The organism is Sphingobium aromaticiconvertens, from assembly GCF_037154075.1.
Classification (GTDB): domain Bacteria; phylum Pseudomonadota; class Alphaproteobacteria; order Sphingomonadales; family Sphingomonadaceae; genus Sphingobium; species Sphingobium aromaticiconvertens.
Genome location: NZ_JBANRJ010000001.1, coordinates 2,045,077 through 2,065,641, shown reverse-complemented (window position 1 = coordinate 2,065,641; position 20,565 = coordinate 2,045,077). Strand labels below are relative to the sequence as shown.

General features: G+C 62.0%; 20 protein-coding genes. 11 read left to right on the top strand and 9 right to left on the bottom strand.

All coding sequences use genetic code 11. The annotated features are described in order from the left end of the window. Nucleotides 1–13: 13 nt before the first annotated feature. On the bottom strand, nt 14–400 hold the full coding sequence (locus WFR25_RS09865) for a PDZ domain-containing protein (protein WP_336970564.1): 387 nt from the start codon (nt 398–400) through the stop codon (nt 14–16). Between the two features lie 152 nt (nt 401–552). Here WFR25_RS09865 and WFR25_RS09860 point away from each other — a divergent pair, with 152 nt between their 5' ends. The 3 genes from WFR25_RS09860 to WFR25_RS09850 all read left to right on the top strand — a co-directional run bounded on the left by WFR25_RS09860 (nt 553) and on the right by WFR25_RS09850 (nt 4,953). Further along, nucleotides 553–1,239 (top strand): CDP-alcohol phosphatidyltransferase family protein, encoded by a 687-nt coding sequence (locus tag WFR25_RS09860; RefSeq protein WP_336970563.1) that lies wholly within the window; start codon nt 553–555, stop codon nt 1,237–1,239. A gap of 103 nt (nt 1,240–1,342) precedes the next feature. Then, the gene (locus tag WFR25_RS09855) at nt 1,343–2,365 is read left to right on the top strand and encodes a class 1 fructose-bisphosphatase (protein WP_336970561.1); all 1,023 of its coding nucleotides are present in this window, start codon (nt 1,343–1,345) and stop codon (nt 2,363–2,365) included. A gap of 251 nt (nt 2,366–2,616) precedes the next feature. After that, nucleotides 2,617–4,953, top strand: a complete 2,337-nt coding sequence (locus WFR25_RS09850; protein WP_336970559.1) for a bifunctional diguanylate cyclase/phosphodiesterase — start codon at nt 2,617–2,619, stop codon at nt 4,951–4,953. A 3-nt stretch (nt 4,954–4,956) separates the two neighbouring features. Here WFR25_RS09850 and WFR25_RS09845 read toward each other — a convergent pair whose 3' ends face one another. Then, complete coding sequence (locus WFR25_RS09845) at nt 4,957–5,853, bottom strand: LysR family transcriptional regulator (protein WP_336970557.1); 897 nt, start codon at nt 5,851–5,853, stop codon at nt 4,957–4,959. 175 nt (nt 5,854–6,028) lie between these two features. Here WFR25_RS09845 and WFR25_RS09840 point away from each other — a divergent pair, with 175 nt between their 5' ends. Next, the gene (locus tag WFR25_RS09840; protein ID WP_336970556.1) at nt 6,029–7,018 is read left to right on the top strand and encodes an aldo/keto reductase; all 990 of its coding nucleotides are present in this window, start codon (nt 6,029–6,031) and stop codon (nt 7,016–7,018) included. Between the two features lie 55 nt (nt 7,019–7,073). On the opposite strand, the gene nhaA is transcribed toward WFR25_RS09840, so the two are convergent. Next, entirely contained in the window at nt 7,074–8,279 is a 1,206-nt protein-coding gene (nhaA, locus tag WFR25_RS09835) for a Na+/H+ antiporter NhaA (RefSeq protein WP_336974828.1), read from the bottom strand. 169 nt (nt 8,280–8,448) lie between these two features. On the opposite strand from nhaA, the gene WFR25_RS09830 reads away from it, so the two are divergent. The 4 genes from WFR25_RS09830 to WFR25_RS09815 are packed head-to-tail and all read left to right on the top strand — an operon-like array spanning nt 8,449 to nt 12,626. After that, entirely contained in the window at nt 8,449–9,867 is a 1,419-nt protein-coding gene (locus WFR25_RS09830) for a glycosyl transferase family protein (protein WP_336974826.1), read from the top strand. Continuing rightward, on the top strand, nt 9,864–10,892 hold the full coding sequence (locus WFR25_RS09825) for a hypothetical protein (protein WP_336970554.1): 1,029 nt from the start codon (nt 9,864–9,866) through the stop codon (nt 10,890–10,892). Before WFR25_RS09830 ends, WFR25_RS09825 begins: the two co-directional genes overlap by 4 nt. A gap of 58 nt (nt 10,893–10,950) precedes the next feature. Beyond that, the gene (locus WFR25_RS09820) at nt 10,951–11,865 is read left to right on the top strand and encodes a sulfite exporter TauE/SafE family protein (RefSeq protein ID WP_336970552.1); all 915 of its coding nucleotides are present in this window, start codon (nt 10,951–10,953) and stop codon (nt 11,863–11,865) included. Next, complete coding sequence (locus WFR25_RS09815) at nt 11,865–12,626, top strand: TIGR02186 family protein (RefSeq protein ID WP_336970551.1); 762 nt, start codon at nt 11,865–11,867, stop codon at nt 12,624–12,626. The genes WFR25_RS09820 and WFR25_RS09815 overlap by 1 nt, the downstream gene beginning before the upstream one ends. Here the strand turns inward: WFR25_RS09815 and queA are convergent. The 5 genes from queA to WFR25_RS09790 form a co-directional block, all read right to left on the bottom strand. Further along, nucleotides 12,623–13,660 carry a tRNA preQ1(34) S-adenosylmethionine ribosyltransferase-isomerase QueA gene (gene queA, locus WFR25_RS09810; protein ID WP_336970549.1) on the bottom strand — a complete coding sequence of 346 codons (1,038 nt, stop codon included), beginning with the start codon at nt 13,658–13,660 and terminating at the stop codon, nt 12,623–12,625. The two genes, WFR25_RS09815 and queA, sit on opposite strands and share 4 nt — an antisense overlap. Nucleotides 13,661–13,687: 27 nt before the next feature. Then, nucleotides 13,688–14,449, bottom strand: coding sequence for a peptidylprolyl isomerase (locus WFR25_RS09805; protein WP_336970548.1), 762 nt, complete (start codon nt 14,447–14,449; stop codon nt 13,688–13,690). A gap of 143 nt (nt 14,450–14,592) precedes the next feature. Continuing rightward, a complete protein-coding gene (coaD, locus tag WFR25_RS09800; RefSeq protein ID WP_336970546.1) occupies nt 14,593–15,102 on the bottom strand; it encodes a pantetheine-phosphate adenylyltransferase in 510 nt (169 codons plus the stop codon). A 3-nt stretch (nt 15,103–15,105) separates the two neighbouring features. Beyond that, entirely contained in the window at nt 15,106–16,014 is a 909-nt protein-coding gene (locus tag WFR25_RS09795; protein ID WP_336970545.1) for a polyprenyl synthetase family protein, read from the bottom strand. A gap of 9 nt (nt 16,015–16,023) precedes the next feature. Next, entirely contained in the window at nt 16,024–16,284 is a 261-nt protein-coding gene (locus WFR25_RS09790) for an exodeoxyribonuclease VII small subunit (RefSeq protein WP_336970544.1), read from the bottom strand. 188 nt (nt 16,285–16,472) lie between these two features. Here WFR25_RS09790 and WFR25_RS09785 point away from each other — a divergent pair, with 188 nt between their 5' ends. From WFR25_RS09785 to WFR25_RS09775, 3 genes are all read left to right on the top strand, one after another. After that, nucleotides 16,473–16,853: a hypothetical protein gene (locus tag WFR25_RS09785; RefSeq protein WP_336970543.1), complete on the top strand. Its 381-nt coding sequence runs from the start codon at nt 16,473–16,475 to the stop codon at nt 16,851–16,853. A 126-nt stretch (nt 16,854–16,979) separates the two neighbouring features. Next, nucleotides 16,980–19,196, top strand: a complete 2,217-nt coding sequence (purL, locus tag WFR25_RS09780; protein WP_336970541.1) for a phosphoribosylformylglycinamidine synthase subunit PurL — start codon at nt 16,980–16,982, stop codon at nt 19,194–19,196. Nucleotides 19,197–19,276: 80 nt separating this feature from the next. Beyond that, nucleotides 19,277–19,786: a hypothetical protein gene (locus tag WFR25_RS09775; protein ID WP_336970540.1), complete on the top strand. Its 510-nt coding sequence runs from the start codon at nt 19,277–19,279 to the stop codon at nt 19,784–19,786. Here WFR25_RS09775 and WFR25_RS09770 read toward each other — a convergent pair. Then, nucleotides 19,783–20,553 (bottom strand): methyltransferase domain-containing protein, encoded by a 771-nt coding sequence (locus WFR25_RS09770; RefSeq protein WP_336970538.1) that lies wholly within the window; start codon nt 20,551–20,553, stop codon nt 19,783–19,785. The two genes, WFR25_RS09775 and WFR25_RS09770, sit on opposite strands and share 4 nt — an antisense overlap. Between the last annotated feature and the right edge of the window lie 12 nt (nt 20,554–20,565).

Sequence of the window (20,565 nt, the reverse complement as noted above, 5' to 3'; positions counted from 1 at the left end):
CTTTTCCGTTCCTTCACCCGCAATAGTGCAATGTTGCCACAAGGGGGGCGTGCCCGCGACGCAAATCTAGGGCCAGGTCGCACCGCGCAGGATCATCGATCAGCCGTCTGGCCATGCCGACGGCCGTCACAGGCCTGTGATCAACCGCGTCCACTTCATCCCCCACGGCTACGCCCGCCCGAGCCGCCGCCCCCCCGTTCATCAGGCTGGTAATCACGATGCTGCGACCTCGCTTTTCGCCCAGCGTCAACCCGACGGGATCATCCCTGTCGCCGGGATTCGGCGCAGGCCGCGCGAGCCGCGACGACAGCAGGGGGGGCGTTGCCACCAGCAGCATGACGAGCGGATAAAGGAGCCGACGCGACGACGAGAGCATGAAGACGCTATAGAATGCCGCCATCTTCGTACCGCTGACCGGCAGATGACATAAAGTTCATGAAAGCGCCGCTGCCTTCCCGTCAGCGTCATGTCGGGGTCGTGCAACTTTCACCGAAATGTCATAATATCCTGCCGGGCAATTGCCTGCGCGACATTATCCTCCGATAAGGCCCCATGACTCACCAACCTCATCAAAATCCAGCATCGCTTTCAAGAATCCAGCAGAACGTCCTTGCATCGTCGGAGCGCAGGCTGCTGACATGGCTGTGCAGCCGGATGCCTTCATGGGTCACGCCCGACATTCTGACCGCGTTGGGCATGGTCGGCGCGCTGGCGATCTTCGTCGGTTATGCCGCCAGCCTTTTCTCGGTAGAATGGCTCTGGATCGCGCTGGCTGGCTATGTTCTCCAGTGGTTCGGCGATTCAATGGATGGCAGCCTGGCGCGCTATCGCCATATCGAACGGCCATCCTATGGTTATTTCATCGACCACAGCTGCGATGGCCTGGCAAATTTCCTGATCCTTGCGGGCATGGGGATCAGCCCTTTTGTCAGGTTGGATGTCGCGCTGGTCGCGCTCGTGGCCTACCTCCTCCTTTCGATCCATGCCTTCCTGTCGGCCCGCGTCCTTGGCGAACTCAAACTATCCTATATGGCCGCCGGACCGACCGAACTTCGACTGATGCTGATCGTCCTGACGCTGATGATGATGGCGCTCGGCTCAAAACCGGGGCTGTTCGGCGCAATCTCTGGCTTCGACGTCTTTGTCGGAACCGTGGCGTTCATCCTCATCCTGCTGTTCATCGCGCAGACTCTGGTGACCGGGAAGCGCCTTGCCATCAGGGAAAAACACGCGCGATAGGGCGCGCCTTGGCTGGACTTGACGCACATACTGACTTAGCTGGGCCTTCTCTCAACTGCCCGCAGTACTTCGCTGCGGCTCCTTTTTCGTGAGTAGCCCGCCGATGCAGCGTTCCACCCTGACCCGTTTCCTGATCGAGCAACAGCGCAATGCCGATGCATTGCCCGCCGAACTGCGCTTGCTGATCGAGATCGTAGCCCGCGCGTGCAAGACCATCAGCCATTCCGTCGCCAAGGGTGCACTGGGCGAAGTGCTGGGCAGCCTCGACAGCGAAAATGTGCAGGGAGAGGTTCAGAAGAAGCTCGATGTCATCGCCAACGAGTTGCTGCTGGAGGCCAATGAATGGGGCGGCCACCTAGCGGCCATGGCGTCGGAAGAGATGGAAACGATCCATCGCATCCCCAATCGCTATCCCAAGGGCGAATATCTGCTGCTGTTCGATCCGATCGACGGGTCCAGCAACATCGACGTCGGGCTGTCGGTGGGCACCATCTTCTCTGTCCTCAAGGCGCCCGAAGCAGTATCGGGGCGCGACGTGACGGAGGAGGACTTCCTGCAATCAGGCCGTGCCCAGGTCGCTGCGGGCTACGCCATTTACGGTCCGCAGACGCTTTTGGTTCTGACCGTCGGCACCGGCGTCTATGAGTTCACCCTCGACCGTGAAGTCGGTTCCTGGATCATGACCGACAGCGCCATGACCATGCCGCAGGGCAAGTGCGAATTTGCAATCAACATGTCCAATCGCCGGCAATGGTCGCCCGCCATCACCCGCTATATCGACGAGCGGATCGAGGGTACGGCCGGACCATGCGGCAAGGATTACAATATGCGCTGGACCGCCTCCATGGTGGCGGATGTCCATCGCATCCTCAAGCGTGGCGGCATCTTCATGTACCCCGCCGACAGCCGCGTCGCCAACAAGGCCAAGCTGCGGCTGATGTACGAAGCCAATCCGATGAGTTTTCTGATCGAGCAGGCCGGCGGCGCTGCGACCGATGGCCTGACCCCGCTCATGGACCTTGCGCCCAATGGCCTGCACCAGCGTGTCGGTGTCGTACTGGGAGACAAGGCGGAGGTGGAGACCGTGACCGCCTATGCCCGATCAATGGCCACCGCGACCGCCTGACGATCTTCCAAAGCATAATCCGATCCGATTGCATCGGCTCGGCTGCTCTAGTCTTTTGATTTACCGCGTTTACCAAGCAGGTGATTCCATCTGCTTGGTAAACGCTGGAGGCCGAAAATGACGCCGGGGAGGATCATTCTACCCCCGAAATGCCTCCATAACGGATGCTTCACCGGCCAACAGCGCCCAATATTTACGTCCGCTCAATGCTTTATATGCATAATCCCAGGTGGCGGACATTGGGGGTTTGCATGTTTACAGTCGTGGAATGCATATGGCAGCAGCATGATTACCGTCTGCTGGTTCTGGCGGCGCTGACCTGGATCGTCGGCAGCACGGGCTTTTTCCTGCTGCTGAAGCGCGCCTGCGAATGCACGCCCGTCCGGCGACGAGGCTGGGTCGCGACGGCGGCATTGGTGGGCGGCATCGGGGTCTGGTCAACGCATTTCATATCCATGCTCGCCTATCAAGGCGCCATGCCCATCAGTTTTGGCGTCGGACTGACCGCCTTGTCGGCGGTCGCTGCGATCGGGATGTTCTGGCTGGCGCTGAGGATATGGGATCGCGGCACGGTGAGCGCCGATGTCGGTGTCGCCCTGGTCGCCACGACGGGCGTCGCCGTGATGCATTTTACGGGCATGTCAGCGATCATTGCGGCGGCGCAGATCCGCTATGAACCCGTCCTGTTGACCAAGGGACTGGCCGTTACCTTCATCAGTTTTACAGTCGCCTTCCGGGCCTTTCGGCAATATAAGGGTCTTGCGCAAATTGCCGTCGCGGCCAGCTTCGCGATCGTTGCGGTCTGCTCGCTCCATTTCACCGCGATGGCTGCGACCAGCCTGATGCCTGATCCCACGCTTCCATCCGCAGCCATCGGCGACAGCCGGAACTGGTTGATCGGCGCGATCACGGCCATTTCGATAGCGCTCATCCTGCTGACCGGAGCGGCTGCGGTGATCGATCGCTATCTGACCGATCTTCACGGCCTTGCCGATGCCACGCTGGAGGCGCTGATCATCGTGCATCGCGGACGCATTATAGAGGCGAATGCGAGTTTCGCGGAAATGGCGGGCGCCGACCTTTCTATCCTGCGCGACCAGTCACCCGATGACTGGCTGCGGGCGGCTGATGGCCTACCGGTCATTTCCGCGCGCACAGCGCCTGTCGAAGCGATGCTGCTCAACGTGGGAGATGCCGAGAAGATATTGGAGATCGCGGTCCATGACGTTGAATATCGCGGCAGGCAGTGTCAGGTCATCGCCATACGGGATCTGACGGACAAGAAGCAAGCCCAGCGCCAGGTCGAACATATGGCGACGCATGATGGCTTGACGGGCCTTCCCAACCGCGCCCTGTTCGACGAGCGCCTGACTCACGCCCTGATGCGCGCCGCCCACACCGGCGAGGCAGTGGCTTTGCTGGCGATCGACCTGGACCGGTTCAAGGCCGTAAACGACATTTTCGGCCATGCGGAGGGGGACCGTATTCTTTGCAAGATGGCATCGATTCTCCAGGGCGTGGCAGGCCCCGCCGATACCGTCGCGCGGATAGGCGGCGATGAATTCATGGTTCTTCAAACCGGCGCCACCCACACGAACGACACGCAGACGCTCGTCGCCCATATTATCGCCGAAGTGGCGCGGGAAATGGATACGGCGCGCGATCCGACTGCCGTCAATGTCAGCATCGGCGTGGCCGTCTACCCCCGTGATGCGACGGATGCCGAATTGCTGCGCCATGGGGCGGACGTGGCCCTGTATCGCGCAAAGGAATCAGGACGCGGCACCGCCTGTTTCTTTGATCGCGAAATGGATGCCGCCGTTCGGGAACGGCGCGCATTGGAGCATGACCTTCGCCACGCCATCACACGCAGCCAGTTGCGCCTAGTCTATCAGGCGCTGATATCCAGCGATGGCGGCACCATATCGGGCTATGAAGCGCTGGTCCGCTGGGCCCATCCCGATCGTGGCCTTATCCTCCCCGACCAGTTCATACCGCTTGCCGAGGAAACAGGCGTCATCATCCCGCTGGGGGAATGGGTGCTAAGGGAGGCGTGCCGAACCGCTGTGCAGTGGGACAATCAGCTTAGCGTGGCGGTGAATGTGTCACCGGTCCAGTTTCAGTTGGCAGGGCTGGCATCGACGGTTGCGGCCATATTGGCGGAAACCGGGCTTATCGCGAGCCGTCTGGAACTGGAGATAACGGAATCGGTGCTGATGAAGGACCGGGCACTGGCGCTTTCGACCCTCAATGCCTTGAAAGAGCTGGGCGTGCGGATCGTCATGGATGATTTCGGCACGGGCTATTCCTCCCTCAGCAATTTGCAGAGCTTCCCCTTCGACAAGATCAAGATCGATCGCAGCTTCGTGTCCGCCATAGAGGATGATGTCGCGGCCCGTTCCATCATTCGCGCCATTGTCGGCATCGGCCGCAGCCTCAACCTGCCGGTGGTGGCCGAAGGCGTCGAAACCGAGGCGCAACGACAGATGATCGTGGAGGAAGGCTGCCTTCATGCCCAGGGGTTCCTTTGGGGTCTCCCCGGCGTCGCGCCAGCCCGAAAGACCAGCGACGATTCCGCCGCCGCCTGAAAGTCACTGGCCCCGGTAGCGTAGCGCCTCGACAAGAAGCGCGAAGGCTGCGGACTGTTGACGGCGGCTGGGATAATAAAGGTGATAGCCCGGAAAGGGCGGACACCAATCCTCCAGCACGCGCACCAGCGCCCCGGTCCCAAGGTGGGCCTGCACATTATCTTCCAGCGTGCAGGCGAGGCCAACCCCGCCCAGCGCCGCATCGACAGCCATGTGCGAGTCATTGACGATGAACTGCCCGTCCACCCGCACCCTTATCTCTCGCCCGTCTTTCTCCAGTTCCCAGGCATAAAGGCCCCCTGCCGAACGCAGCCGCAGATTGATGCATTGATGCTGGGCCAGATCCTGCGGTGTCATCGGGCGGGGATGGTTCGCGAAATAAGCCGGTGATCCGACCACCGCCATACGTTGTTCCGGGCTGATGCGGACGGCGATCATGTCCTTCGCCAATTGTTCGCCCAGCCGTATTCCTGCGTCGAAGCGTTCAACGACGATATCCGTCAGACCGCTGTCAATGCTGACCTCCACCTTGATATCGGGATAGTCGCGCATCAGCCGTTCAAGCACCGGCCATAAAATGGCTTGCCCGGCATGGCGCGAAGTCGTGAGGCGAATGGTCCCTGCTGGCTTTTCCCGAAACTCGCCAATGGCTGCCAGTTTCTGCCCGATCTCGTCCAGCGCCGGGCGCAGCGTATCGATCAGGCTTTGCCCCGCCTCCGTCGCCGACACCCGGCGCGTCGTCCGGGTGAGCAATCGAACGCCAAGATGGGTTTCAAGCCGTCGGATCGTATGGCTGAGTGCCGACTGGGATACACCCAACTTGGCTGCCGCGCGGGTAAAGCTCTGCTCATCCGCCACAGCGAGAAAGGCGTTCAGGTCGACCAGTTCTTCGCGGCGCATATGGGTGGCTCCATGGCACGGGTGACGCGGATCTATCTACGATCCTGATCGACCTTCCTTATTCATGAATGCCATACATATCTACATACCGATTACCGGGACTAATCACGCAAACCGCCGACGCCTATCTTCGACACACAAGCAAAAGCCCGCTGGCACGGGCGCGGAGGTACAGATGAAAAAACGTGTTCTGGGTAATAGCGGGCTTGAGGTTTCGGCACTCGGCCTTGGCTGCATGGGCCTCAACTTCGGTTATGGTCAGGAATTGGGCACGGAAAAGAGTATCACTCTGATCCGTCAGGCGGTCGATCGGGGCGTCACTTTTTTCGACACTGCGGAGGTCTATGGCCCCTTTACCAACGAAGAAATTGTAGGAGCCGCATTGAAGCCGGTGCGTGATCAGGTCGTCATCGCCACCAAGTTCGGCTTCAATTTCGTCGATGGCCAGCAGAGCGGCCTCAACAGCCGCCCCGAAACCATCCGCGCGGCCGCAGAAGCCTCGCTCAAGCGGCTGGGCGTCGAGGTGATCGACCTGCTCTATCAGCATCGCGTCGATCCTGAAACACCCATCGAAGATGTGGCAGGCACCGTCAAGGAACTGATCGCCGAGGGCAAGGTCAAGCATTTTGGCCTGTCCGAACCCGGCGCGCAGACCGTGCGTCGCGCCCATGCCGTTCAACCCGTCTCCGCCTTGCAGAATGAATATTCGCTCTGGACGCGTGGCCCGGAAACCAACGGCATCATCGAAACATGCGAGGAGCTGGGCATCGGCCTTGTCCCCTACAGCCCGCTGGGCAAGGGCTTCCTGACCGGCGCGATGAGCGCAAATACCGAACTGGGCGACGATGACTTCCGCAAGATCCTGCCCCGCTTCACGCCGGAGGCCATGGCGGCGAACCAGGCCCTCGTCGATCTGCTCAAGCGGATTGCTCTGGACAAGGACGCCACCCCCGCGCAAATCGCGCTGGCCTGGCTGCTCGCCCAGAAACCCTGGATCGTCCCCATTCCCGGCACTACCAAGCTGCATCGGCTGGAGGAAAATCTGGGTGCGGTCGATGTGATCCTCTCGGCCGATGACCTCTCCCAGATCGAAAGCGCCGCTTCGGCCATCCCGATTGAGGGGGAACGCTATCCCGCCCATCTGCTGGCCACCATCGGACGCTGACACAACCAACAGAGGCGCGCATGATTAATGCGCGCCTCTGTTGGTTTGATTGCAGCTACAGCCTGGGCCGCCGCTTGCCCGGTGCGAACCGCAAAATCGCAAAGCCCACCAGCGCGGACAATAGCGATCCGGCCAGCGTCCCGATCTTCGCCTCCTCGATCAGAATCGGCGATGCCGGAAAAGCAAGCGCACCGATGAACAGGCTCATCGTAAAGCCAACCCCGCACAACAGCGCCACACCATAAACCTGCGTCCAGTTCGCCCCCTGCGGTCGCGAAGCAAGGCCCAGCTTCACCGACAGCCAGATCGCGGCAAAAATCCCAGCCTGTTTGCCAAGGAACAGACCTAGCGCGATGCCGACCGGCAATGGCGCCAATATCTGCTCAAGGCTCAGTCCGCTCAGGCTCACGCCCGCATTGGCAAACCCGAACAGAGGCACGATCAGATAGGCGCTCCACGGATGGATGGCATGCTCCAGCACATGGAGCGGGCTGTCCACTGCATCCGGCGCGCCCGGCGTCTTGCGGATCGGCACGGTCATCGCCGCCAGCACGCCCGCGATCGTGGCGTGAACACCAGAGAGCAGCATCGCATACCATAGCAACGCAAAACCGATCAGATAGATGGGCAGCGACTTCACTCCCATCCGGTTGAGCGCGAACATAGCGCCCAGGATCACCGCTGCCGACAGCAACGCCATGCTGTCGATACCGCTCGTATAGAAGAAGGCGATGATCGCCACCGCGCCCATGTCATCGACGATCGCCACTGTCGTCAGGAACAGTTTGAGCGACGTCGGCGCTCGCGTGCCGAGCAGCGCCAGCACGCCGATGGCGAAAGCGATGTCGGTCGCGGCCGGAATGGCCCAACCGTCGCGCAATCCCGCATCTCCGCGCGTCACGAACAGAAAAACCAGCGCAGGCACCAGCATTCCGGCCACCGCCGCGATCACCGGCAAACGGCGTTTCTCCCAGGTCGACAATTGCCCGTCCACAAACTCCCGCTTGATCTCCAGACCTACGAGCAGGAAGAACACCGCCATCAGCCCGTCATTGATCCACAGGTGGACGGTCATCGGCCCCAGCTTGGGCGTCAGCACCGGTCCTATCTCTGCATGGACAAAGGCATGATAGAGATGCGCCGGATCGCCCGGCAGATTCGCCAGCAGGATCGCCAGCGCCGCCGCTACCATCAACAGGACGCCCCCGCCCGCTTCACTGGTCAGAAAATCGCGAAGCGCGGATGGCGGTGGTCGCAGGATGCTCAAGGGGCGTTGCTCCGGTCGGGATGAGCCGTCACCGGGCACGGCGTGGCGGCCCAAGTCTAGGCAAGCGCGGCTTAAGGGTCAATTGAAGACCCCCTCCCCCACTTGCATCCGCCCGAACAATAGGGCTGATGGCAAATAGGGGGAATCACGTAGATTGAGGGACATATTGCTCGTCTTTCTGGCGCTGGCGCATCATGAGCTTATGCTCTTTGCGGCGGTTGGCCTGGCGCTGGGCAGCGTCGACGATTTCCTGATCGATATCGCCTATGGCTGTCGCCGTGCCTGGCGCAGCACGATGATCCACACCCGCTATCCCCGCATGACGACGGCGGACCTGCCTCCCTCATTACACCCCGGAACACTCGCCATCTTCATCCCGGCCTGGAAAGAGGCCGAAGTGATCGGCCCCATGCTGCGTCACGCTCTGCGTCGTTGGGGGCAGGCCGACTATCGACTGTTTGTGGGGGTCTATCCCAACGACCCCGACACATTACGCGAAGTCACATCGGTTGCGGCAGGCGAACCGCGCATCATCGTCGGCATCACCGAGCGCCCCGGCCCCACGACCAAGGCCGACTGCCTCAATCGACTCTGGCGGGTCATGCAGCGCGAGGAAGAGCGGACCGGCGCCCGGTTCAAGGCCGTGGTCCTCCATGATGCCGAAGACGTCGTCCATGCCGACGAAATTCGCCTGTTCGACTTTCTCATCGACCGCTTCGCGCTGGTGCAGTTGCCGGTCCTTCCGTTACTGGCAAAGGGCAGCCTGTGGTCGCGCATGATCGCGGGCCACTATGCGGATGAATTCGCAGAGGCTCACACCAAATATCTGGCCGTGCGAGAGGCCGTAGGGGCATCCATCCCGTCCGCTGGCGTGGGCTGCGCCTTTGCCCGCGATGCACTTGCCGCGCTGGTCACCAAAGGTGCCCCCGGCCCCTTCGATGACAGTTCGCTGACGGAGGATTATGAGACAGGCCTGCGAATCGCCGACCAGGGCGGACGCGGCATCTTCGTGCGGATTCGCGATGCTCACGGCCAACTTGTCTGCACGCGCGAGCATTTTCCCGACAGTCTGGACGCCGCCGTGCGGCAAAAGGCGCGATGGATCGTGGGCATCGCACTGTCGGGGTGGGATCGGATGGGCTGGCGCGGTGGTCCCATGGAATTATGGATGCGCTTTCGCGACCGCCGATCGGCGCTGGCGGCCCTGATCCTGTTCGCGGCCTACCTGACGCTGCTACTCTGGGGCCTGCTCGGCCTCTTCAGCCTGATCCATCCCATGGACTGGGTGCCATTGTCGCCAATGTTGATATGGCTCTTGCGAATCAACGTCGCGCTAATGCTCTGGCGTTTCGCCATGCGAGCGCTGTTCGTTGGCCGCGCCTATGGCTGGCAGCAGGGATTGGCAGCGATACCGCGCACGATGATCGGCAATCTGGTGGCCATCCTTGCGGCAAGGCGCGCCGTCTTCCTCTATATTCGTTCGCTGATGGGCAGCCCACTGATCTGGGACAAGACCCAGCATCGCTTCCCGGAAATGGAACGGCCGGAAATGGAACTGCCGGAAATGGATAGGAAGGCATGACCGCTCGCACCGCATCAGGCCGTCCCCTCCGCTTTTTTGGCGCACTCCTTTTCTGCTGGATCATGGCGCGCGTGGGCTTCCACCTTGTCCCCATTCCGCCTGCGGTTGCAGAGTCTGTGATGGCAACACCCCGGCAACCGCAGGTGATATTGCTGGCAGGGGCGATGACGCCGCGCTCTATTGCCCCGCATGCCTCCTTACCTCCGATGGTGCGCCCAGCGCGCACGACATCCTCATCCATCAATCTTCCGCTACTCACCCGCGCCCCTGTCGCCCATGCCGATCTGCATCGAACCGACGATGACAGGGCGCAGGATGGTCCAAGCGCACCCCCCGCACCAACCGCCGCCCCTTTCACCCTGACGCCATCGACCAGCCCAGTTCGCGATCGCTGGCAACTGAGTCTCTGGGCGCTGTGGCGCCCCAACCGGATTGACGGCGGCAGCGCCGCATCCGTAGGTCAGCTCGGCGGGTCGCAGGCCGGTGCAAGGCTGGATCTGGACCTAAACCCCAATGCGCCCTCTCGCCTTGCTGCCTATGCGCGGGTGACAGCCGCGCTGGCCGATCCCACTGCCCCCGAAGCCGCATTGGGCGTCGCCTATCAACCCACGCGCCGTCTGCCGGTCAGTCTGGCGCTGGAACGCCGAATCGCGCTGGGCGAGGGCGCCCGTGACGCCATGGCGTTGATGGCCGTCGGCGGCTTTGGTCCTACCCCGGTCGCGCCCGGCCTGCTGGCGCAAGCCTATGGTCAGGCAGGCATCGTCGGTTTCCGCGCTGGTGATCGATTTGTGGACGGCAAGATTTCGCTGATGGCACCGGTTGAACGCCTGCCACTCCTGTTGGGCGCCAGCCTTTCGGGCGGTGCCCAGCCTGCGGTCCATCGCGTGGACATCGGCCCGGAAATCCAGTTCCAACTGCCCCTCCCCTCAACTCCCGCGCGCCTGTCGATGGAGTGGCGGGAGCGCATTGTGGGCCACGCAAGCCCCGCGTCGGGCCTGGCGATCACCCTCGCTGCGGATTTTTAGGCGCGAAGCAGCCCAGCACCTTCCTATCGCACCGGATCAGGGCTAACCCGGATTGGTCATGGATCTCTACCTTCCCATCGCCAATCTGTCGGTCAACGCGCTGGTCATCATTGCGCTGGGCGGCGTTGTGGGCCTGCTTTCGGGCATGTTCGGCGTGGGCGGCGGTTTCCTGACGACACCACTCCTCATTTTCTACGGCATTCCACCAACCGTCGCTGCCGCGTCGGCGGCGTCCCAGGTCACAGGAGCCAGCGTGTCAGGCGTCGTCACCCACATGGCGCGCGGCACGGTCGATTTTCGCATGGGCGGCGTGTTGATTGCCGGTGGCATCATGGGCGCCGGCATGGGCGTTGGCATTTTCCGGATGCTTCAGGCGCTGGGTCAGATCGATACGGTTATCGGCATCCTCTATGTCCTGATGCTCGGCTCCATCGGGATGCTGATGGCCAAGGAATCGATTCAATCCCTGATCGCGCTCAAGACAGGGCGCCAGATTCAGGCGCGCAAGCGGCGCCACCATCCGCTGGTCGCGGCATTGCCCATGCGCTGGCGCTTCTATCGTTCCGGCCTTTACATCTCCCCGCTCGCACCGCTGCTGCTAGGCGTGGCGACTGGCATTCTCACCATGTTGCTGGGCGTGGGCGGCGGCTTCATCATGGTGCCCGCCATGCTCTATCTGCTGGGCATGGCGACGCAGGCCGTGGTTGGCACATCGCTGTTCCAGATCCTGTTCGTCACAATGGCGACGACGATGATGCATGCCCTGACGACCAAGGCGGTCGATCTTGTCCTCGCGCTGCTGCTGCTGATCGGCAGCGTCATCGGAGCGCAGGTCGGCACGCGCATCTCCATGTCGGTCCGGCCTGAATATCTGCGGATACTCCTGGCTTTCATCGTGCTGGTCGTGGCGATTCGGATGGCGATTGGACTGGGCTGGCGGCCGGACGAAATCTACACCGTGCAGGTGCTGTGATGCGCAGACCACGCGCCCTGATCGCCACCTCCGCCCTGATTCTGACCACAGCGGCAAGCGAGCCGATCCTGGTGCCCGACGTGTCCCAGCGCGAGGTCGAGATTCAGTACAGCTTTACCGGCGCGGACCTGCTGCTGTTCGGCGCCATCGTCTATCCCGGCGGTCGCCAGCCGGAAAAGCCCGCCGACATCGTCGTGGTCCTGAAAGGGCCGGACCAGTCGATTACCATGCGCGAAAAACAGAAAGTCGCGGGCATCTGGGTCAATGCCGACAGCGCCCGTTTCCGCTCTGCGCCCAGCTTTTACGCCATGGCCTCCTCCCGCCCGATTGGCAGAATCGTCGATGAACGCACCGCCGCCATCTACGAGATGGGGGTCGACAAGTTGCAGCTTTCGCCGTCCTCGCTCAACGAAAGCGCAGAACTGGATCGGTTTCAAAAGGGACTGGTCGACCTGCGCCGCCGCTCTGGCCTGTTCGTGGAGCGACCCGGCACGGTGGAGATCACCGACGGCGTCCTCTACCGCGCGCGCCTGCCCCTTTCGGCCCGCGTGATCGTGGGCGATTATACGGCCGAAACCTTTCTGGTGCAAAATGGCCGCGTGGTCGCGGCGGCTGTGCGCGACATCACCATCCGCAAATCCGGGTTTGAGCGGTTCATGGCCGTCGCCGCGCAGGACTGGTCCTTCCTCTACGGCCTGTTCGTGATGCTGATGGCCGTGGGCATGGGCTGGGCCGCAGGCGCGATTGCGCGTCGGATCTAGCCAACGTCCGGCAGCAACAGCGACGAATCACCATAGCTGTAGAAGCGATATTCGTCGGCAATCGCGTGCGCATAGACTTCCTGCATCCGCTCCCGCCCCATCAGCGCCGATACCAGCATGAACAGGGTCGATCGTGGCAGGTGGAAATTGGTCATCAGGCCATCGACCGCGCGAAAACGATAGCCCGGCGTGATGAATATCCGCGTCTCATCGGCAAAGGGTGCGATCCGGCCATCCTCGCCCGTTGCGCTTTCCAGCAGGCGAAGGCTGGTCGTCCCCACCGCGATCAACCGGCCGCCCCGCGCCCTGACCGCGTTCAGCCGGTCCGCGGTGTCGGCGTCGATCCGCCCCCATTCGGCATGCATCCGATGTTCGGTCGTATCGTCGGCCTTCACCGGCAGAAAAGTGCCAGCCCCCACATGCAGGGTCAGCGTCTCATTCTCGATGCCCGCGCCTTTAAGGGACGCCATCAATTCCGGCGTGAAGTGCAACGCTGCGGTTGGGGCAGCGACCGCCCCATCCTCCCGCGCGAACATGGTTTGATAATCCGCCCGGTCGCGCGCATCGGTAGGCCGCTTGCTGGCGATATAGGGTGGCAGAGGCATTCGCCCTGCCCGTTCCAGCAGGACCTCGACCGGTTCATCGCCTTCAAAATCCAGCGTCACGCCGCCATCCTCGTCACGCCCACCCGCAATGGCCGTCACGCCCGCACCAAAGTCGATGCGATCACCCGCGCGAACCCGCTTGGCGTTGCGAAGAAAGGCCTGCCACTCGCGTAACCCCTGCCGCTTGTGCAGCGTCGCGCCAATCCGCGCCTCCCCGCGCATGCCTTCCAGTTGAGCGGGAATGACTCGCGTGTCATTGAAGACCAGGCAATCGCCCGCGCGCAACAGGCCCGGCAGGTCGTGGACGCGCAAATCCTCAAACGGACGATCGCCCGCCACCAGCATCATGCGCGCGGAATCACGCGGCGACGCTGGCCGCAGAGCGATCCGCTCGGGCGGCAGGTCAAAATCGAACAGATCTACGCGCATCGCTTGTTCGCCACCTACCGGAGCGGCTTATTTCTTCGTCGCGGGCGTCAGTTTTTTGGCAGGCACGACCTTTTTCGGCTCCACAATCGACGGCACCGGCGCTGCGGGTGCAGGAGCCGCAAGCACAGGCGGCTTGCCATCGCTTTCGATCGATGCCTGCAGGATCACGGTCGGATTGGCTGGCGGCTCGCCCTGCGCGATCGCGTCGACATATTGAATGCCTTCGATCACGCGGCCCAACACCGTATATTTCTTGTCGAGCTGCATCCGGGGCAGCAGGACGATGAAGAACTGGCTGTTGGCGCTGTCCTCGCTCTGCGCGCGCGCCATCGACAGCGTACCGCGCAGATGCGGCATCTGGTTGAACTCGGCCTTCAGGTCCGGCATCGTCGATCCGCCGGTGCCGTCCCCCTTGGGATCGCCGCCCTGCGCCATGAAGCCGGGAATGACGCGGTGGAACTTCAGTCCATTGTAGAAGCCCTGGCGGGTCAGCGTCTTGACCCGCTCGACATGGTTCGGCGCAATGTCCGGACGCAGTTGGATACGGACGCGACCACCGCTCGACAGGTCCAGATCCCAGACATTGGCTGGATCGACCGGCACAGTGGCGGGCGGCAACTTGGCCGCCGGATTTTCACCCAGCTTCTTGGCAGCATCTTCGGCGCGTACCGCGGCCTCGGCCTTCTTGGCTTCCTCGGCCTTGCCACCGCCCTGCGCATGGGCCGGGCCTGTCATCGCCAGCAGCGCACAACCGATCGCCAGACTTTTCAGCGCCGAAGAGAAACTCATTATCCAATCACCTTTCGAGTCCCGTCCACGCAGATATAATCACGCGCGGCGGACATAATCCGAAGCCCTGATAGCGCGCTCTTCGCGATTGGCAACTGAACCACGGCTGAGCGGACCACCTTCACGGGCACATTGTGTCGAGTTCAGTCGCCCTTGCGCCCCGTCTGCTCGACGCGCAGCTTCACCTCTTCACATACGGTCGGGCTGACAAACTTGTGAATCGGCCCTCCAAACAGCGCGATTTCCTTCACCAGTCGGCTGGCGATCGGTTGCAGCGACACATCCGCCATCAGGAACACGGTTTCCACCTTGGCGTTGATCTGCTGGTTCATGCCCGCCATCTGATATTCATATTCGAAATCGGCGACCGCGCGCAGCCCGCGAATGATGACACCCGCCCCCTGTCGTTCGGCAAAGTCCATCAGTAACGAATTGAAGCCCGTGACGACGATGTCTGCGTCGATCTCAGCGCATTCCCGCCGCACCATCTCCAGCCGCTCTTCGTCGCTGAACATAGGCGACTTGGAAATGTTGGTGGTGACACCGATGACCAGCTTGTCGACCAGCTTGGCGCCGCGTCGGATGATATCCATATGTCCCAGCGTGATCGGGTCGAAAGTCCCCGGATAAACGCCGACCCTCTCTCTGGCCATGTTTCAACGATCCCTTTTGACGATATAATCCGCGATAGCGCGCAACAGGTCGGCTTCCACGCCGAAACCATGTAGATGCGCCTTTGCTTGTTCAACGAGCAACCGGCCCTGCTCCCGCGCCCGCTCGACACCCAGCAGCGACACGAAGGTTTCCTTGCCAGCCGCCGCATCCTTGCCCAGCGTCTTGCCCGCCAGTTCGGCGTCACCTTCCACATCCAGCAAATCGTCGGCAATCTGGAAGGCGAGGCCAATATCACGCGCATAGCCATGCAGGCCCCGGCGCCCCTCTGGCGCTACACGCCCCAGAATCGCGCCCGCCTCGACACAAAAACTGATGAGCGCGCCGGTCTTGAGCTGCTGGAGCCGGGTAACGGTGGGCAAGTCGAAACTCGCCCGCTCTGCCTCCAGGTCCATCATCTGCCCGCCTGCCATGCCAGCCGGGCCGCTCGCTATCGCAAGCGCACGCACAAGCTCGCAGCGGACGAACGGGTCGCCATGGGTCGCTTCATCGACCAATATCTCAAAGGCCAGGTCGTGCAGGCAATCACCCGCCAGAATCGCCGTCGCCTCGTCAAACGCCTTATGGACCGTGGACTTGCCCCGGCGAACATCGTCATTGTCCATCGCTGGCAGGTCGTCATGCACCAGCGAATAAACATGGATGCATTCGACCGCGAGGCCAACCCGCACAGCCGACTCGGCCGAAACATTGAAAAGTTCGCATGTCGCGGCGACCAACAATGGCCGCAACCGCTTGCCACCGCCGATCGCTGCATGGCGCATCGCCTCGTAAAGCCGTCGACGCGGATCATCAGGAACGATCAACAGATCATCGAATATATGGTCGATGGCATCCGCCACGACGGCTGCACGCGAGGCGACCAGCGACGCCGCTGCCCCTGCCTCATCCATGCCGTCCACTCAGTCCGCGCCGAAAGACTGGGCGCCGGTCACGGCGCCACTGCCGTCCAGCGTCAATTTCTGGATTCGCGCCTCTGCATCCTGAAGCCGCTCGGTACACTGCTTACGCAGCGCTTCCCCGCGTGTGTAAAGGGAGATCGATTCGTCCAGCGGCACGTCCCCGCTCTCCAGCCGCCGAACGATCGACTCGAGCGCGCGCAGCGCCTCCTCAAAGGACAGTGTCGACGGATCGGGCTGCGCGGATGCGGGTTGGTCGGCCATGTCCCTGCATTGGCCTTGCCGGGCGGCGCGGTCAAGCCTGCCCCGACGAACACCCTCCGACAAACAGACGACTCGCCGTTCACCGCGCCCTTTCACCCTTTTTAATTTTGCCGGCGCAACAAGAGTGGCGGGATTCTGGCAGTTTTCCGTTGACGCATGATGTTGCGAATGCACATAGAAGGTCCGCTATGAAATATTATCTCCCCCTGATCGCCGCCGCATCGCTGTCGCTCCTGTCGGCCTGTGGCTCCAATGATGAACCCGAAGTCGTGGGCGGCCCTGCTGACCCGATGGCTAGTGAACTGGCCAATGCTGCGCCGGTCGAGCTGCCGCCTTCGGTCAAGAAGAGCGTGCAATATCGCTGCAAGGACAACAGCTTGCTGTTCGCCGACTTCATGTCGGACGACAAGACTGTCCACCTGCGCACTGAAAAGGGTGGCTCGGCCACCACGCTGAAGGCGCCCGAAGCAGGTCAGCCGTTCACTGCAGAGGGCGGTTACGAACTGTCCGGCGCAGGCGACACGGTGAATGCCAAGGTCGCGAACAAGAGCCTTAGCTGTCACGTCTGATCCTTCGATCTTTTCTTTCCATCGGGCTGGGCATCATTGATGCCCAGCCTTTTTCTTTGGCTGTCACCATCGAGACATCGCGCATCGCGGTTGTGCTGAACCGCCCATCTGGCTAAAGGCGCGGGCATGTCCAGCAGCGCCCCCCAGATCACCCCGAAAATCGTCGCCGAGCACGGCCTGTCCCCGGAAGAATATGACCGCGTCCTGAAGGCGCTCGGCCGCGAGCCGAACCTGACGGAACTTGGCATTTTTTCAGTCATGTGGTCGGAACATTGCAGCTATAAGTCGAGCCGCATCCACCTCAAGAAGCTGCCGACCGAAGGCCCGCAGGTCATTTGCGGCCCCGGCGAAAATGCCGGCGTCGTTGATATCGGCGATGGTCAGGCGGCAATCTTCAAGATGGAGAGCCACAACCACCCCAGCTATATCGAACCCTATCAGGGCGCGGCGACGGGCGTGGGCGGCATATTGCGCGACGTATTTACTATGGGCGCGCGACCGATCGCCAATATGAACGCGCTGCGCTTTGGCCGCCCCGATCATCCCAAGATGCGCCACCTGATTTCCGGTGTCGTGCGCGGCATCGGCGGTTATGGCAATTGCGTCGGCGTGCCCACCGTCGGCGGCGAGGTCAATTTCCATCCCGCTTATGACGGCAACATTCTGGTCAACGCGATGACCGTAGGCGTCGCCGACACCGACAAGATCTTCTATTCCGCCGCCAGCGGCATCGGCAATCCGATCGTCTATGTCGGGTCGAAGACCGGGCGCGACGGCATTCATGGCGCGACCATGGCCTCGGCCGATTTCGGCGAAGATTCCGACGCCAAGCGCCCGACCGTGCAGGTCGGCGACCCCTTCACCGAAAAGCTGCTGATCGAGGCATGTCTGGAACTGATGGCGTCGGACGCCATCGTCGCGATCCAGGACATGGGCGCGGCGGGCCTCACCTCCTCCAGCGTCGAGATGGCGTCCAAGGGTGGCGTCGGCATTCAGCTCGACATGGACATGGTGCCCCAGCGCGAAACGGGCATGACCGCTTATGAGATGATGTTGTCGGAAAGCCAGGAGCGGATGCTCATGGTATTGAAGCCCGGTCGCGAAGCCTTTGCCGAGGCCATCTTCCACAAATGGGAACTGGATTTCGCCATCATCGGTACCGTCACCGACACTGGCCGCATGGTTCTGGTCCATCATGGCGAAACCGTGTGCGACATCCCGCTAGCGCCGCTGGCCGACGATGCGCCCCTCTACGACCGGCCTGCCGCCAGCAAGGAAGAGTATAAGGCGTGGTCGGGCGTGAAGCCCCTCGTCGATGTGCCCGAAAGCAGTGACATCACCGCTGATCTGGTAACGCTGATGGGCAGTCCCGACATCGCCAGCCGCCGCTGGATATGGGAGCAATATGATCATATGGTCGGCGCCGACACCGTTCAGCGCCCCGGTGGTGATGCGGCCGTAGTCCGCGTCCACGGATCGCAGAAGGGCATTGCCATTAGCACCGATTGCACGCCGCGCTATTGCTATGCGGACCCCTATGAGGGCGGCAAGCAGGCCATCGCTGAATGCTATCGCAACATCTCGGCCGTCGGCGCGACGCCGCTGGCCGTCACCAACTGCCTGAATTTCGCCAACCCCCAGCGCCCTGAGATCATGGCCCAGTTCACTGGCTGCCTCGACGGCATGGGCGACGCCTGCCGGGCACTCGACTTTCCGATCGTGTCGGGCAATGTCTCGCTTTACAATGAGAGCAAGGCGACCGGCGGCGGCAGTGCGATCCTGCCTACCCCCGCGATCGGCGGCATCGGCCTCATTGCCGAATGCGAAAAGAGCGCGCGTATCGCCTTCGAGAATGAAGGCGACGTGATCGCCGTGATCGGCGAAGGCGCGGGGCATCTGGGCCAGTCGATCTGGCTGCGCGAAATATTGGGTCGCGAAGAAGGCGCACCGCCGCCCGTCGACCTTGCGACCGAGCGCACCCTTGGCGAAGCGATCCGCGAGATGATTGACTGGGGCGCTGTGTCCGCCGTCCATGACATCAGCGATGGCGGCCTGCTCGTCACGGTCGCCGAAATGGCGCTCGCAGGCAAGATGGGGGCAACGCTCGATGCTCCACAAGCCAACGCAACCGGCCATTGGTTCGGCGAGGATCAGGGCCGGTATGTGGTCACGATCAGCGATCTTTCGCGCTTCCAAAATTTCTACGAGGGCAAGATTCCGATACGCTATATCGGCAAGACTGGTGGCGACGCGCTCAGGATCGGCGACGCCTCTGTAGCGCTGACCGATCTGCGTGCAGCCCATGAGGGTTTTTTCCCGGCCCTGATGGACGCGGAACTCTAACCCCTTTTCGCGTGCAGCGTCCCATCTGCGGCACATGACGTAGAATGATCCGCATGATATTCTCCTCTTCAGGAGAGATCATGCGGCACGCGATATTCAAGGCGACACTGGTCGCCGGAACGCTCGACATATTTTCGGCTTTCCTGTTCGCAGGCATTGCCGGGATGAGCGTGTCATCGGTATTGCAATTCGTGGCGAGCGGCCCCTTTGGCGATGCGGCAAAAGGACTGCCCTCCTGGCTGTGGGCCATCGTCGGTCTTGCCGTTCATTTTGCCATTATGGCCTGCATGGCCGCAGCCTATATGCTGGCCGCGCAGCGCATTCCCATGCTCGTCCGCTCGCCCCTTCTTACCGGGCTGATTTACGGCCTGTTGCTATGGGTCGTGATGTACTGGATCGTCCGCCCGGTCCGCTGGCCCGAATTGTGGCTGCCGGATATGTATTCGACCAAATCCATGGGCGAAATCGTCTGGAGCATCGGGAACCAGCTTTTCTCGCACTGTATCCTCGTCGGCCAGCCCATCGCGATCATCGCCGCCCGCTATTGTGCATCATTTGCCGCACCGGATGCTCTGCGCGCAGGCCGCTAAACACCGCGCGTCACTCGTCCGAACAGTATATGATACACGTCACCCTCACCCCCCGCCGCATCATAGGCCGCCATCACCCGCCGCATCTGGACCGGCGTCAGCGGTGATCGCCCCTCATTCGGAACGGCTGCGCCAATCCCCTTGAGGTGCGCCATCAGATCCCGTGCCGTAGGACAGGCCACACCATAATGTTCATCAAAGGCGAAGGCATCGGGATAAGCCTTCAGTATCCTCTGAAGTTCGCCCAATCCCGGATAGTTCGGCACCCCCGCAACCAGCACGCATAGATCGTGGGCCGCGCGCCAGCGACTAAAGCTTTCTTCTCCCATGGTCGAGAAGAACAGGCTTCCTCCCGGTCGCAACAGCGTCACTAGCCTTTGCACCGCGCTACCCAGATCATCGAACCATTGAAACGCCAGACTTGAAACGATGAGGTCGAACCACGGCCCATCAAATAGGGGCTGCTCGCCATCCATCGTCAGGAACGTGCCTGCGATCATCCCCCCTTGCGCCACACGCCCGACCATCTCCGGCGCGATGTCGGTGACGATCAAGTCCGCTTGCGGCCAGCGCACCTGAATGTCTCGCGTTAGGAACCCGGTGCCGCAGCCAATTTCCAATATGCGCGTAACGCCACCAGGATGCTGGCGCGCCGCCAGATCCGCGACCAGTGCCGCCGCCTTGCGTTGCGGAGCCGCATGATCGTCATAGCGCGCCGCAGCTGCGCCAAACGCATCGCTTATTCGTTGCTTGCGGCCTCCGTTCATGGCTAGTCGCAT

Bases quoted from the DNA above. Each gene is read 5' to 3' on its own strand.
- WFR25_RS09865 (WP_336970564.1), bottom strand. From the start codon at position 400: ATGGCGGCATTCTATAGCGTCTTCATGCTCTCGTCGTCGCGTCGGCTC.
- WFR25_RS09860 (WP_336970563.1), top strand. From the start codon at position 553: ATGACTCACCAACCTCATCAAAATCCAGCATCGCTTTCAAGAATCCAG.
- WFR25_RS09855 (WP_336970561.1), top strand. From the start codon at position 1,343: ATGCAGCGTTCCACCCTGACCCGTTTCCTGATCGAGCAACAGCGCAAT.
- WFR25_RS09850 (WP_336970559.1), top strand. From the start codon at position 2,617: ATGTTTACAGTCGTGGAATGCATATGGCAGCAGCATGATTACCGTCTG.
- WFR25_RS09845 (WP_336970557.1), bottom strand. From the start codon at position 5,853: ATGCGCCGCGAAGAACTGGTCGACCTGAACGCCTTTCTCGCTGTGGCG.
- WFR25_RS09840 (WP_336970556.1), top strand. From the start codon at position 6,029: ATGAAAAAACGTGTTCTGGGTAATAGCGGGCTTGAGGTTTCGGCACTC.
- WFR25_RS09825 (WP_336970554.1), top strand. From the start codon at position 9,864: ATGACCGCTCGCACCGCATCAGGCCGTCCCCTCCGCTTTTTTGGCGCA.
- WFR25_RS09820 (WP_336970552.1), top strand. From the start codon at position 10,951: ATGGATCTCTACCTTCCCATCGCCAATCTGTCGGTCAACGCGCTGGTC.
- WFR25_RS09815 (WP_336970551.1), top strand. From the start codon at position 11,865: ATGCGCAGACCACGCGCCCTGATCGCCACCTCCGCCCTGATTCTGACC.
- queA (WP_336970549.1), bottom strand. From the start codon at position 13,660: ATGCGCGTAGATCTGTTCGATTTTGACCTGCCGCCCGAGCGGATCGCT.
- WFR25_RS09805 (WP_336970548.1), bottom strand. From the start codon at position 14,449: ATGAGTTTCTCTTCGGCGCTGAAAAGTCTGGCGATCGGTTGTGCGCTG.
- coaD (WP_336970546.1), bottom strand. From the start codon at position 15,102: ATGGCCAGAGAGAGGGTCGGCGTTTATCCGGGGACTTTCGACCCGATC.
- WFR25_RS09795 (WP_336970545.1), bottom strand. From the start codon at position 16,014: ATGGATGAGGCAGGGGCAGCGGCGTCGCTGGTCGCCTCGCGTGCAGCC.
- WFR25_RS09790 (WP_336970544.1), bottom strand. From the start codon at position 16,284: ATGGCCGACCAACCCGCATCCGCGCAGCCCGATCCGTCGACACTGTCC.
- WFR25_RS09785 (WP_336970543.1), top strand. From the start codon at position 16,473: ATGAAATATTATCTCCCCCTGATCGCCGCCGCATCGCTGTCGCTCCTG.
- purL (WP_336970541.1), top strand. From the start codon at position 16,980: ATGTCCAGCAGCGCCCCCCAGATCACCCCGAAAATCGTCGCCGAGCAC.
- WFR25_RS09775 (WP_336970540.1), top strand. From the start codon at position 19,277: ATGCGGCACGCGATATTCAAGGCGACACTGGTCGCCGGAACGCTCGAC.
- WFR25_RS09770 (WP_336970538.1), bottom strand. From the start codon at position 20,553: ATGAACGGAGGCCGCAAGCAACGAATAAGCGATGCGTTTGGCGCAGCT.